The following is a 12,354-nucleotide window of genomic DNA, read 5'->3' on the forward strand; positions in this document are numbered from 1 at the left end:
CGGCGGCGGATGGGTGCAGTACTGTGAACTGGTGGTAAACCCCGTACACCTGAAGACCTTACTGGAGGTCACGCGGCTGGGATCGTTCGCTGCGGCAGCCGCAACACTCGGCTACACGGCCTCCGCCGTCTCGCAGCAGATGTCAGCATTGGAGCGGGAAACGGGAGTCACCCTCTTCCAGCGGTCGGCGCGCGCCGTGATCCCTACGGAAGCCGCCGTCGTCATGACCCGGCACGCCGCCAAAGTGCTCACGGACATCGAAGCACTGATGGCCGCCGCCTCACGGACGCAGGACACCGGCAGCCAGGAACTGCGGCTGGGGATCTTTCCCAGCCTGGCAACGTACGTCCTGCCGCGGATCCTCAAGAATCCCGCGTGGAAGAAGCTGGGAATCGACCTGCGGGTATCCGTCGCAGAACCGGGCCAGACCATCCAGGGGCTGCGCACCGGAGGCGACCTGGACCTGGCCGTGGTGTTCCAGGTGGGCCAGACCGGCTTCGCGTGGCCCAACACGATCAACCGGCAGTGGATCGGCGACGATGATTTCCGGGTGGTGCTTCCCGCCGGCTGGGGCTTCCGGGCCGATGCGAAGGTCGCGGCCGACCACCTCTCCGAGATGCCCTGGATCATGCACCATCCCGGCACCAGTGACGCCATGGTCATTGAGCGCCTCTTCGCCGGCTGCAACCTGCACCCGCGGGTGGTGGCGCACAGCGATGACTTCCATGCCAGCCTGGAGATGGCGGCTGCCGGCCTGGGCGCTGCCCTGGTTCCGGAACTGGCGCTGCGGAACAAGCCCGCAGGCGTGGTGGTGCTGGACGTCCCCGAAATCCGGCTGGCACGGAACGTCTTTGCGCTGCTGATCAATGACCGGAAAACGGCCCGGGTGCAGCTTTTCGTTGACCTGCTGGCCGAAACGCTCGCGGGGATGCGCACCGCGGTGAATTAGCCCGGAACGCTGGAATGGTCTGCCCTTCGGGTCTATGTTGAGAATATGAACAAGGTAGCGAGCCAGCACTTTGGGGAGATTGAGCTCAACCACGGCATGGATCACCTCTTCGCCGCCAAACATGAGCTGCGCGGCCATCCGCTGGAACTCGACCTGAACATCAACGCCCACGACCACTTCGATGAAGCCGCGCTGCGCAAAGTCGAGTACCGGCTGCGGTTCCTGCCCGAACTGGTGGACGAGGTCCGGGAAATGATTGCGGAGGAACTGGAGCAGGAGGGCACCAGCCCGCAGGAGTACCTGCACTTCCACTGCAACGCGCTCAAGGAAGAACAGCTGCACAAGGTCTTCGGCGTCCAGGACCGGAGCCAGCTTACCAACGAGGTGTTCCTCAAGGCCCTGAAACTGGGGCACGTGGCCATTTACCCCGGTCAGCCGGAGCGCTACTTCGTTCTTGATTTCACCCTCGGGGAGCACTTCACCGATGAGGTGCTGGTGGCGTCCGCGGACCAGGACGGCGTGGTGGACGACGAAATCGTCTGGGAGTCCTGAAACAGGGCTCCACGAAACCCCCCGCGCAGAGGATGGTGGGCGTCCATGGATGGGATCCAGGGCAGGCGCAGGACCTGGCGGCTGGCTGCGTCCCTCCTTCTCGCCGGCGTGGCGGCCTCGATTCTTGCCGGCGTGTTCCACGCCGAATCCCACGACGCGAACGACCACGTTGCCTCATTCACCGCCTACGCCGAAAGCGGCGTGTGGACCGCTGTCCATCTGGGCCAGTTCATAGGCATGGCCTTGGTGTGCGCCGGCCTGGTTGCCCTCTGGCCCGCCGTCGACATCCAGCGGCACGCCGTGTCCTGGACTGCCCGCTTCGGTGTCCTCTCCGCAGCTGCCGCCCTGGCGCTCTATGCAGCCCTGCAGGCGGTGGACGGCGTGGCACTGAAGCAGGCGGTGGATGCCTGGGCCGCCGCGCCCGAGCCGGAGAAACCGGCACGGTTCGCCACGGCAGAGGGCATCCGGTGGCTGGAATGGGGAATGCGCAGCTACCAGAACTTCCTGCTGGGCACCGCGCTGGTGCTTCTGGGTGTTGTTGTCGCAGCGGCCCGCGACGTTTCCCGCATGATCGGCTACCTCATGGCACTGTCCGGGCTGGCATACCTGGCCCAGGGCTGGATCATCGGGGTATCAGGATTTTCGGCGGCAAACACGCTGCCCACCTTGGTGGGCATCGTGGCGATCCTCGCATGGACCGTGTGGCTGCTGGTGAGCGCCCTGAGGATGAAAGAGGCGGCGCCGGCAGGCCACATGGGGTGACCTGCCGGCGTGCGGCCCGTCTCGGTCAGCGTGCCGTTTCCAGCAGTCCTGCCCGGACGGCTTGCGTGGCCTTGACCAGGTTCCGCAGGGATTCCTCAGTTTCGGCGTGGCCGCGGGTCTTCAGGCCGCAGTCAGGGTTGACCCAGAGCTGGCGGGACGGTACATGCCGGACGGCGGTGCTGATCAGCTCAGTGACTTCCTGCTCGCCGGGAACGCGCGGGGAGTGGATGTCGTAGACGCCGCGGCCAAAGCCGCGTGGCCTCAAGGTCGTGGACAACCTCCATGCGGGAACGGGCGGCCTCGATGGAGCGGTGCCGGGACGGCGTTCAGCTGGCCAGCTGGGGCCGGGCAACGGCAGCCCGGGCGTGGCTGCTGCGGTGGTGGCGCGGCAGGGCCAGCTTGTCCAGCACTTCCAGGGCACTCTGGTGCTCGTTGAAGGTGTAGAGGTGGATTCCGGGGGCGCCGGCATCGAGGGCGGCGTTGGCGAGGTCGACGGTGGCGTCTACGCCGATGTGGAGCCTATCAATGTCGTTGTCCGCAGCCGCGAGGCGTTCCATCAGCCTGGGCGCCGGTTCCACTCCTGCCAACTCCCCCAGCCGCTTGAGGCGGCGGAGGCTGGTGAACGGCATGACGCCGGGGATGATGGGAATGGTCACGCCGGCACGGCGGGCCCGCGTGAGCAGGTCCTCATACTGCGCGGCTTCGAAAAACACCTGGGTGATGGCGAAATCGGCGCCGGAACGCTGCTTGGCGAGAAGCACTTCGACGTCGTGGTCCTCGCTGGGTGACTCCGGGTGGCGGGTGGGATAGGCGGCCACGCCAACAGCGATCTTTCCGGCACAGAGCAGGGCCGAACGGCGCTGCTCCACGCGGCGGATGAGGTCGATCAGGTGCTGGGCGTACCGCAGGGACCCGGCCGCCGGCTGGGCACTGTCCTGGGGGAGGTCGCCGCGCAAGGCGAGAATGCCGCGCACCCCGATGTCCAGCAGGTCGCCGATGATCGCCGCAAGTTCCTGGGGGGTGTTGCCCACACAGGTCAGGTGGGCCAGGGGCCGCAGGGTGGTTTCGACCAGGAGCCGGTTGATGAGCTCGAGGGCGGTGTCCCGGTTTGATCCGCTGGCGCCGTACGTCACGGAGACGTAGTCGGGCTCGGTGGTCTCCAACTCGCGGATCGTGGTCCAGAGGGTTTCCGCCGCCGCGGGCGAACGCGGCGGGAACAGTTCATAGGAGAGCGCCACCGGGGCGGTCTCGGGCAACTGGGGATGTGCGTCAATAAGGCTTGGTGGTGACATTTGCGTCCTTGGCTTTTGGGCCATTGGGGATGCCTGCCTGAAGGGGGCGGACAACCGGCAATGAATTTGAGTTTGGGAACACGGAGGGACTCCACGAGGACGCAGCCGCGACTGCACGCCTGGAATGAAGTAGTCCGTGAGCAAATGTCAGGCCCACATGAGGGCACCCACACCCTCCGGAGCGGAGGATCGCTGACACGTTACCGCGGTAACTTGTCTACGACTCTAGGGGGCAGGCGGTCCGGGGACAAGTCGGCACCGAATTAAGACGCAGTTTTACAGGTTGTTTCTTCCGCCAACAGAATTTTCTTCGCCCACAACCGTTCCTACCAGGGCCGCTCCGGCGCGGTCCCGCCGTTGCTGTCCAGGTACTCCTCCCGTTCGCGCCCGCTGTTCCGCTCGCGCTCGGCCTGCCGTGCACTGTCCTGAAGCTGGCCCAGTTGGCTCTGCCGCGTGTCACCGGATGGATCCGGAGACGGCTCCCCGGCTTGCGCAGGGTCCTGCGCCGCTTTTTGTCCGGCAGCCCCCAGTTTGTCTTCCAGCCGCCCCTCAGCGTCCGACAACCGGCTGCCCGCTCCGTCCTCCGCGTCGTTGGACCGGCAGCTTTCCGGCGCCTGCCCGGCAATGTCCAGCGCCTGCTTGAAGAGGGGAACGGCCGACGCCGGGTCGCCGGCCTGGAGGCGCTTGTTACCAAGCCGTTCAATCACCAGGACCAGGTTCACCCGAACCAGGCATTCGTCGCCCGAGCCTGCCGGGACCATCTGCAGTGACTGTTCAAACAGCGCTCTGGCAGTCCCGTCATCACCGGCCAGCACGGCAGCGTCCCCCGCGGCGAACGGCGCCTTGTGCGGCTCCACCAGGTTGGCTATTCCCAGGGCGCTGGCCGCCGTGCCCACAGTGGACGCGCTTCCGGCCTCGAAACCGGCGGTGGCCTGACGGGCGAGGATACCCAGGCTGAGCAGCTTGGCGGCGAAGCACAGTATGAGGAGCACCGGCAGCACGGACCACAGCAGCAGCCGGCGCCTGCGGACCGTGGCGTTCACCGTACCCCCCTTTCGCCGGGAGAAGGCCGAAGCCCGCGAAGCTGCCGCAGGATGCCCACCGCTTCCGGCAAGGCCAGCAGGAAAGCTCCGGCGGCGAAGATCCAGTAAAGCTCAGTGGCCGCGGCCAGCGAACCGTCCTGGTCTGAACGTTCGGCCCTGCCGGGGTGCGCCTGTTCCATCATGGCCGCCATCGGATCGCCGGCAGCACGGTGGACGTAGGGCACGCCCAGCTGGGAGGCAATGGTCCGCAGCCGGCCTTCGTCGATGACCGACAGCGCGTCCCCTGCGCCGCCGGCCCGGGTGTCCTGCACGTACTCCGCCGGCGCCCGCGGAACGTTCCCTCCCCCGGTTCCCCCGCCGTCGGAGGCGTGGCCGGTGTTCTCCTTCATCCGGCCGCCGCCGGGCGTCCCGTAACCCAGCACCGCTCCCCCGGCCACCAATCCGCCGTCGACCCTTATGGCCTCCGGCTCTTTGCCGCTGGTTTGCTCACCGTCCCCCAGGTAGTACACCAGCCTGGGCCGCCCGGGCTGGCTGTCCCGGGCAGCGGCCAGACGCTCGGAGAGCACCTGCCTGGCGGCGGTGATGCTGCTGCCCCTGGCATAGGCGGTCACCTGGGGTTCCATGACGTCCGTGATGGTTTCCAGCGCCAGCGTGTCGGTGCTGAGTGGCATCCGTACGTGCGCCTTGGTGTCGAAGGTGATCACGGAGAAACGGGCGCCGGGCAGCCGTTCTGCGATGGCCTTAATGTCCTTGCGGACGCCCTCCAGCCGCGGAGCGCCATTGCCGTAGTCCTCGGCCACCATGCTGGTGGTGGTGTCCACCACGAAGAACACGTTGAGGTCGGCTGTGGCAGCCTGCACGGAGCCGCCGGGCAGGCTGGGCCGCAGGGCTGCTGCCAGGAGCAACAGGACAATGGTCCCCCGCCGCAGCCACGCCATGCTGCGCAGGGGTGTCCGCTGCAGGCGCCACAGGATTGCGCACAGGACCAGCCCGGACAACAACGCAACACCCAGCGGCAGTGCCGGAACTTCCGAGAACACGGCGCGTGGCGCCCCCTGGATTCCCGCCGTTTCGGTTTGCTCCACGGCGGCGACAATTCCCGGCACAGCATCGGGACTGTCCAGGGCGTAGTACGAACCGCCGGTGGACTCCGCTGCAGCACGCAGCTGGGCACCGGGCTGGTCGGAACCGCTGCCATAGTCCAGGTCGCCCGGATTCAAGGCGTAGACGCGCACGGACCGCTCCTTGGCCAGCTGCGCAGCCTGCTCCAGGGTCATGATCGGCTTGCCGGAAAGGAAGTTGTCCGTGGCCAGCACCACCGACCGCGAGCGCGTGGGCGTACTGTCCCCGCCTGCCGCGGTCCCGGCAGCAGCGGAGGATCCGCCGGTGCTGCCTGGGAAGCTGTTGAGGCAGGATGCCAGGCCGTCACCAATCAGTGACGATCCCCTGCCGCTCCAGGTGCCGTCCAGGAATCCTGAACTGCCGGGCTTGCCGTTGAAGGCGTCTTTGGCGCCCTGGAGCTGCTCCTGGGCGTAGGCGTAGTCGTCGGTCAGCGGAAAGACCTGGATGGCGCTGCTGTCGAAAATGGTCAGGCCGATCCGCTCGCCGTCGAAGTCTTTCGCCAGCCCGGCGAAGACGTCCACTACCGCGGCGTCGGCACTGCTCATGGAGCCGGACGCATCCAGACACAGCATGATGTCGCGGTTGTGCTGCTCCGGGCGGATGGTGGTCACGTCAGCCGGCCGTGCTGCCGCAACAGCCGCAGAGGCCAGCAGCACCGCGCAGGCCGTTCCGGCCGCGGCCAGCAGGCGGCGGTGGCGCCTGAGGGCTGCCTGGTATTCCGGGAGCCGCGTGAGCCTGTCGGCGTGCGCCACGGGCCGTCGTCGTTCATTGGGGCGCCGGTTCCTGCGCAACGCGATCCATGCCGCAGCGCCGGCAGCAACAGCGGCGGGCGGCAGCAGCCACCAGAAGATCAGTTCCACGCCCGCACCGCCTCGGAAGCCCTTGCCGCCGACGCAGTGACAGATGGCAGCGGGCCGGGCCCGAACTCGGCGGGGTAAAGGGCTTCGATAACAGCGGCGGCCGCCGGGAGCGGGTGCCGGGCCAGGTCCTGGTGGGTCATCCTGGTGGCATCGACACCCGTTGCGTCCCGGACAAACCCGCGCAGCAGGAGGCTGATCTCCTGGTGCGCGGCACGTTCGGCAAGGTTTCCGGCCGCCGCTTCCCGGTCCACATCATGGATCCGCTGGAGGTACGCCGCCTTGAGTGCAGGCAGTTCCGTCAGGGCGGACCGGGAGCTGGCGCTGCCGGGTTGGGAGCGGGCAGCCGGGCGGGTGGTGGCAAGCACGAAGACGTACCACCCGGCCACCAGGGCCAGGAGTGCCGCGCCGCACCACATCCAGGCGGGGTTGTACTGCAACGGGCCGTAGAAGCCGGGATCAGCCTGCACGCCGGTGCCTTTCCAGGAGGGCGAACAGGCCGGTGATGACGTCCCCGCTGCCGGCCACTTCACCCTCCGTGATCCCGGCGGCGCGCAACATTGCCTTGCGGCCCGCGCCGCGTTCTTCGGCGGCTGTGGCGTAGGCGGCCGCCACTGCCGCGGACGTGGCCGGCTGCCAGGCCAGGAGGGAGGAATCGGCCACGCTGTAGGAGTCCCCGCCGATGTGTGGGCTTGCCCCGGCCACGGGTGAGGGCGCCAGTTCCGCGTCCCTGAGCGTCAGCCAGAGGATCTCGTGCTGGGCGCGCAGCCGGCGCAGGAGCCGGCCAGTGGCATCGTCCGCGGCCAGTTCGTCAGCGACGACGAAGAGCAGGTGGCGGCCCTTGATGTTGCGCGCCACGTAGTCGAGCTGGTCCTGGATCCTGCTGGCTGCCGCTTCCAGGCCGGTGTGTGAGTCCACGTGCCGCAGCAGCCGTTCCAGGTGGGCCTCCCCGCTTTTAGCCGGGAAGGAACGGGTGGCCGATGAGTCACCGCATACCAGCCCCACCACGTCGCCGTGCCGGTGGGCCAGGTAGCCCAGGACGCCGAGGGACAGCACGGCGATGTCCTTTTTCACTTCACCGGACAGCGCCTCCGCGGCCATGTTGCGCCCCGTGTCGGTGACGAGGAGGACAGTCTGGCGGCGGACAGCCACGTAACGCCGGATCAGGGGTGAGCCGTGGCGCGCCGACGCTTTCCAGTCGATATCGCGGACCTCGTCGCCGGGCACGTAGGCGCGCAGGTCATCGAAGTCCAGGCTGCGGCCCCTGAACACCGACCCGTACTCGCCGTCGAGCATGACGCGGGCTTTGCGGTGCGCGAAGATGGCCATCTTCGATTTCACACGCTGGAGGAGGCTGGCCATGCGGGGTCAGGGAGTCTGGACGGCGGCCACGACGGCGTCGATCACCGATTCCACGGGAACCTGCTCGGCCACCGCATCGAAGTTCAGGATAAGCCGGTGCCGCAGCACCCTGTGGGCCAGCGACCTGACGTCCTCGGGGATGACGTGGTCCCTGCCGTTCAGCAGCGCCACCGCACGGGCTGCCCGGCTGAAGGCGATGCTGGCACGGGGGCTGGCGCCGAACTCGATGAACCCGGCAAGCCTGGCGTCGATGTACTGGGACGCGTTCCGAGTCACGTACACCAGTCCGACGATGTAGTTGATGACGGCCGGATCGATGTAGATGCGGGTGGCCAGTTCCTGGATCTCGGTGACGGCATCCAGGGAGGCGGCTGCGGCGGGCTTCTGTCCAGGGGTGTAGACGCCGGCGTCGATCCTGCGGATGATCTCGGCCTCTTCCGCAGGACTGGGGTAGTCCAGGACGTCCTTGAGCATGAAGCGGTCCATCTGCGCCTCAGGCAACTGGTACGTGCCCTCCTGCTCGATGGGGTTCTGGGTGGCCAGGACCAGGAACGGGGAGGGCAGCCGGTAGTCCTGGCCGCCGATGGACGTCTGGCGTTCCTGCATCGCCTCCAGCATGGCGCTCTGGGTCTTGGCGCTGGAGCGGTTGATCTCATCCAGCAGCACGATGTTGGCGTGGACCGGGCCGAGCTGGGTGTGGAAGCTGCCCTTCGCGGCATCGTAGATCTGGGTTCCCACGATGTCGCTGGGCAGCAGGTCCGGGGTGCACTGGATGCGGCGGAATTCACCGCTGACGGCGTCGGCCAGGGTCTGCGCGGCGGTGGTCTTGGCCAGTCCCGGGACGCTCTCCAGCAGGATGTGGCCGCCGGTCAGCAGGCCCACCAGCAGCGATTCCCGCAGCCGGGACTGCCCCACAACCTTCGCATCGAAACTGCGTGAGATGTTGGCGGCCACTTGCTGCCCCCTGGCCAGCTCCGCAGGCTGGATTCTTGCGGGCACGCTGGTCGAAAGCACTGGTTTCCCCCTGATGACGGTTTTGGGCGCGCGGGTCCGGGCCGGCTGTGTCCCGTCCGCCATCCTATCCAAGCCGGGCAGCCCGGGTCCGGCAATGGGCACCCCTCCCCATGCGGGTCCGGCAGGTCTATCCTTTTGCCATGATTGAGCTCCCAGCCAGTTACAAGGAATATCTCGCCGGCAAGAGCCAGATGGTGATCGACACTGTCAGGCCCGTCCTGATGCAGTCCGCTGCCGATAAACTCCACGGCGTCCGCGTGGTGGACACCCATCACGGCCACCAGGCCCACCTGGACGACACCCTGCCGTTCGGCGTGGTGCTCGAGGACATCGATTAGCCCCTGACAGCTCCCGACAGGGCCAGTGAGTTGCCGGACCCGCGCGCCACGATGGCGTAAAGGGCCAGGACAGGAACCGAATAGAGGATGGAGAATGCGGCCAGTTGGCCGTACGCCACTGCCCCGTGCTGGCCGAAGAAGCTGAAGATCGATACTGCTGCCGGCTGCCTTCCCTCGGAGAGCAGCAGCACGAACGGGACGAAGAAGTTCCCCCAGGCCTGGATGAACACGAAGATGAACACCACGCCCAGGCCCGGGCCCATGAGGGGAAGCACGATTGAACGCAGCCCGGCCAGCCTGGAGGCGCCGTCCACCCAGGCGGCTTCCTCCAGAGCCAGCGGTACGGCGTCCATGAAGTTCCTGGTCATCCAGATCGCCATGGGCAAGCTGGTGGCGGCCAGGAACAGCACCGTGGCCGGCAGGGAATCCAGCAGCCGGAGCTGCACGAACAGGCCGTAGACCGGCACCATGATGGCCGTGATGGGCAGGCAGGTGCCGAACAGGATGCCGTACATGAAGGGCGTCGTGAAGCGTGACCGGTAGCGGGACAGGGGGTAGGCGGCAAGCACGGCCGCCGCCAGCGTCACCAGCCCGGTACCCGCGGACAGCAGGAGGCTGTTCCACAGCGGGCGGAAGAGCAGTTCAGGAGTGAGGACGGCGGCGAAGTTATCCAGTCCGGGCTGTTGGGGGACCTTGACCGCGTGTCCGGCGGAGGGGTCCACTGAACCGAGGACCAGCCAGAGCAGGGGCAGCAGGAAGCAGGCGCCGGTCAGCAGCAGGGCCACGTCCGCCCAGGTGCTGCGGGCACGTACGTTGCGGGCGGTCACGGTCTCTGCTCCCTGAGGAGGCGGAGGTAGGCTGCCCCGAACACGGCGCCGATGAGGATCAGGACCGTAGCGACGGCAGTGCCGTAGCCGATGTCGCCGAATTTGAAGGCTTCCTGGTAGGCCATGACGGGCAGCGTGGTGCTGCCGTTGGCAGGGCCCCCGGCGGTCATGACCCAAATCAGGGTGAAGACGGCGAGTGTCTGCAGCGTGACCAGCATCAGGTTGGTGGCAATGCTGCCCCGGATCACGGGCAGTGTGATGAACGCCAGCCGCTGCCAGGCGCCGGCTCCGTCCATCTGCGCGGCCTCGGTCAGCTCGCCGGGGACCCCGCTGAGTGCGGACCGGTATACCAGCATGGAAAAGGCGGTTCCGCGCCACACGTTGGCCAGGATCACGGCCGCCATGGGAACCGTATAGAGCCAGTCGGTTTCCGGCACCCCCAGCCGGCCCAGGAGTTGGTTGAGTGTCCCGTCGCGGCTGAAGAAGGCGTAGGCCGCGAACGCCGCCACGATTTCCGGCAGGACCCAGGCGGCCACGACGGCGGTCCCAACGGTTGCGGAGACCACGGGCCGTGCACGCCGCATCAGGACCGCAAGGGCGAGGCCCAGTACGTTCTGGCCCAGGATCGCCGAACCGGCGACGAACAGGACGGTCAGGGCCAGCGAAAGCGGAAGGACCGGGTCCTGCAGCAGCCGCTGGTAGTTGTCCAGCCCCACCCATTCGGGGTTCCTGGCATGCCGGCCGGTCAGTCCGGCGTTGGTGAGCGAGGCGTGGAAAGCCCACAGCACGGGGCCGGCGAGGAACACGAGCAGGAGCACGACGGCGGGCAGGACCGGCAGGTAGCGGAGCACTTGCCGTGTGCGGTGGCTGGCGGGCACCGCTACTTCCGGATGGTTTTGTCGCCGCCCACAATGCCGGCCACGGCCGTGTCATAATCCGCCGCCGCCTGCTCCGGCGTCCTGCTGCCGGTGATCACGGCCTCGGTGGCCTCCTGCACGGCAGCGGAGATGCGTGGATAGTCGGACGTCGCGGGCCGGTATTTGGTGACCGCGACCAGGCTGGACACGTCCTTCACGAACGGGTTGGCCGACTGGTAGCCGGGGTCGGCGGCGACGTCGGTGCGGACGGCGATCTGCGAGCTGTCCACCGTGAACGCCAGGGAGTTCTTTGCGTTCAGGGCGGTGGTCAGGAAATTGAACGCGAGGTCGGGCTGCTTGGTTTCCGCGCCAAGGGCCAACGTCCACCCTCCGGACATGCTCACTGCACCGGGCGCGGCCCCGGTCTGGGTTGGGAACGGTGCCACTGCCATGTCCTGCCCGTAGCCCGGCCAGGCATAGCTTCCGCCGTCCTGCCAGAACGACGGCGCGTAGGAGCCTTCCACGGTTGCGCCAAGTTTTGCCTTGGGGAACCATTCGCCGAACACCTTCTTCCAGATGTTCGGGTCCAGCGCCTGGGCCGGGGGCACTGCGAGCTTTTCCCCATAGAGGGTTTCGAGGAAGGTCAGCGAATCCTTGAAGCCGGCCGAGCCAACGACCCACTTTTTCGAATCCTGGTCATAAAGGCCCGCACCGGTGCCGTACAGGAGCTCGTAGAAACCCTGCATCACGCTTCCTTCACCGGTGCCCTTGCCGGCATACATGTTGAAGGGGATCACATCCGGCTGGGAGGCTTTGATCTTCCTGGCGGTGTCCAGGATGTCCTGCCAGCTGGACGGGCGCCACGGCAGGCCGATGCCGGCAGCCTCAAAAACCTTCTTGTTGTACCAGATGGCGCGCGTGTCGGTGCCCAGCGGCACCGCGTACGTGCCGCCGTCGTCCGCTTTGCCTGCTTCCTTGGCGCCCGCGTCAAACGTGTTCCAGTCCCCCCACCCGGACAGGCGGCTGTCGAGGTTCAGGAGGTAGCCGGCGTCCACATCGGAGCGGACCTTGAACGTGTCCTCGTAGAAGACGTCCGGGGCGGTGGAGGGCGACCGCAGCGCCAGGGCCAGCTTGGTGCCGTAGTCGTCGTCATTGGCCTGGATGGGCTGCAGTTCGATCGTGACGCCCTGGTTTGCGGCTTCGAACTCCTTCTTCGCGTTCTGGAACATGGTGTCCAGGGCGGTGAACGAGTCTGTCTTCTGGTATGCCACCTTGATGGTCCTGTTTCCGCCCGCCGGATCGGCAGGCGTGCAGGCTGCGAGGACCATGACCGCGGCGGCCACCACGGATAATGTCTTGGATGCCCGGCGAAACATGTC

The 12,354-nt window shown here is 67.3% G+C and carries 13 protein-coding genes and 1 pseudogene; 4 read left to right on the forward strand and 10 right to left on the reverse strand.

From position 1 onward, the window contains the following. The first annotated feature begins 31 nt into the window (after positions 1-31). Genes PUN51_RS05965 through PUN51_RS05975 form a run of 3 tightly spaced genes read left to right on the forward strand, consistent with a single transcriptional unit; the run spans position 32 to position 2,263 of the window. Entirely contained in the window at positions 32-949 is a 918-nt protein-coding gene (locus PUN51_RS05965) for a LysR family transcriptional regulator (protein ID WP_224026280.1), read from the forward strand. A 45-nt stretch (positions 950-994) separates the two neighbouring features. Further along, positions 995-1,501 (forward strand): DUF2004 domain-containing protein, encoded by a 507-nt coding sequence (locus PUN51_RS05970; RefSeq protein WP_224026281.1) that lies wholly within the window; start codon positions 995-997, stop codon positions 1,499-1,501. 45 nt (positions 1,502-1,546) lie between these two features. Further along, positions 1,547-2,263 carry a DUF4386 family protein gene (locus PUN51_RS05975; protein ID WP_224026282.1) on the forward strand — a complete coding sequence of 239 codons (717 nt, stop codon included), beginning with the start codon at positions 1,547-1,549 and terminating at the stop codon, positions 2,261-2,263. 25 nt (positions 2,264-2,288) lie between these two features. Here PUN51_RS05975 and PUN51_RS05980 read toward each other — a convergent pair. From PUN51_RS05980 to PUN51_RS06010, 7 genes and pseudogenes are all read right to left on the reverse strand, one after another. Beyond that, positions 2,289-2,571: pseudogene (locus PUN51_RS05980) on the reverse strand (5-methyltetrahydropteroyltriglutamate--homocysteine S-methyltransferase); the annotation flags it as partial. A gap of 18 nt (positions 2,572-2,589) precedes the next feature. Continuing rightward, the gene (locus PUN51_RS05985; protein ID WP_275180231.1) at positions 2,590-3,555 is read right to left on the reverse strand and encodes a methylenetetrahydrofolate reductase; all 966 of its coding nucleotides are present in this window, start codon (positions 3,553-3,555) and stop codon (positions 2,590-2,592) included. Between the two features lie 326 nt (positions 3,556-3,881). Continuing rightward, positions 3,882-4,598 (reverse strand): hypothetical protein, encoded by a 717-nt coding sequence (locus PUN51_RS05990; protein WP_275180232.1) that lies wholly within the window; start codon positions 4,596-4,598, stop codon positions 3,882-3,884. Continuing rightward, positions 4,595-6,580, reverse strand: coding sequence for a vWA domain-containing protein (locus tag PUN51_RS05995; protein WP_275180233.1), 1,986 nt, complete (start codon positions 6,578-6,580; stop codon positions 4,595-4,597). Before PUN51_RS05995 ends, PUN51_RS05990 begins: the two co-directional genes overlap by 4 nt. Further along, the gene (locus PUN51_RS06000) at positions 6,571-7,047 is read right to left on the reverse strand and encodes a hypothetical protein (RefSeq protein WP_275180234.1); all 477 of its coding nucleotides are present in this window, start codon (positions 7,045-7,047) and stop codon (positions 6,571-6,573) included. The genes PUN51_RS05995 and PUN51_RS06000 overlap by 10 nt, the downstream gene beginning before the upstream one ends. After that, positions 7,037-7,939: a DUF58 domain-containing protein gene (locus PUN51_RS06005; RefSeq protein WP_275180235.1), complete on the reverse strand. Its 903-nt coding sequence runs from the start codon at positions 7,937-7,939 to the stop codon at positions 7,037-7,039. The genes PUN51_RS06000 and PUN51_RS06005 overlap by 11 nt, the downstream gene beginning before the upstream one ends. Positions 7,940-7,945: 6 nt before the next feature. Next, positions 7,946-8,953 (reverse strand): AAA family ATPase, encoded by a 1,008-nt coding sequence (locus PUN51_RS06010; RefSeq protein ID WP_275180236.1) that lies wholly within the window; start codon positions 8,951-8,953, stop codon positions 7,946-7,948. Between the two features lie 110 nt (positions 8,954-9,063). On the opposite strand from PUN51_RS06010, the gene PUN51_RS06015 reads away from it, so the two are divergent. Next, positions 9,064-9,291: a hypothetical protein gene (locus PUN51_RS06015; protein ID WP_275180237.1), complete on the forward strand. Its 228-nt coding sequence runs from the start codon at positions 9,064-9,066 to the stop codon at positions 9,289-9,291. Here PUN51_RS06015 and PUN51_RS06020 read toward each other — a convergent pair. The 3 genes from PUN51_RS06020 to PUN51_RS06030 are packed head-to-tail and all read right to left on the reverse strand — an operon-like array spanning position 9,288 to position 12,351. After that, on the reverse strand, positions 9,288-10,118 hold the full coding sequence (locus PUN51_RS06020; RefSeq protein WP_275180238.1) for a carbohydrate ABC transporter permease: 831 nt from the start codon (positions 10,116-10,118) through the stop codon (positions 9,288-9,290). The two genes, PUN51_RS06015 and PUN51_RS06020, sit on opposite strands and share 4 nt — an antisense overlap. Then, entirely contained in the window at positions 10,115-10,996 is an 882-nt protein-coding gene (locus tag PUN51_RS06025; RefSeq protein WP_159631817.1) for a carbohydrate ABC transporter permease, read from the reverse strand. Before PUN51_RS06025 ends, PUN51_RS06020 begins: the two co-directional genes overlap by 4 nt. 2 nt (positions 10,997-10,998) lie before the next feature. Beyond that, positions 10,999-12,351 carry an extracellular solute-binding protein gene (locus PUN51_RS06030; protein ID WP_275180239.1) on the reverse strand — a complete coding sequence of 451 codons (1,353 nt, stop codon included), beginning with the start codon at positions 12,349-12,351 and terminating at the stop codon, positions 10,999-11,001. Positions 12,352-12,354: the final 3 nt, after the last annotated feature.

It is taken from the genome of Arthrobacter sp. NQ4, assembly GCF_029077345.1.
Lineage (GTDB): Bacteria > Actinomycetota > Actinomycetes > Actinomycetales > Micrococcaceae > Arthrobacter.

Coding starts and splice junctions, on each gene's coding strand:
- PUN51_RS05970 (WP_224026281.1), top strand. CDS start 995: ATGAACAAGGTAGCGAGCCAGCACTTTGGGGAGATTGAGCTCAACCAC.
- PUN51_RS06005 (WP_275180235.1), bottom strand. CDS start 7,939: ATGGCCAGCCTCCTCCAGCGTGTGAAATCGAAGATGGCCATCTTCGCG.
- PUN51_RS05975 (WP_224026282.1), top strand. CDS start 1,547: ATGGATGGGATCCAGGGCAGGCGCAGGACCTGGCGGCTGGCTGCGTCC.
- PUN51_RS06030 (WP_275180239.1), bottom strand. CDS start 12,351: ATGTTTCGCCGGGCATCCAAGACATTATCCGTGGTGGCCGCCGCGGTC.
- PUN51_RS05985 (WP_275180231.1), bottom strand. CDS start 3,555: ATGTCACCACCAAGCCTTATTGACGCACATCCCCAGTTGCCCGAGACC.
- PUN51_RS06015 (WP_275180237.1), top strand. CDS start 9,064: ATGCGGGTCCGGCAGGTCTATCCTTTTGCCATGATTGAGCTCCCAGCC.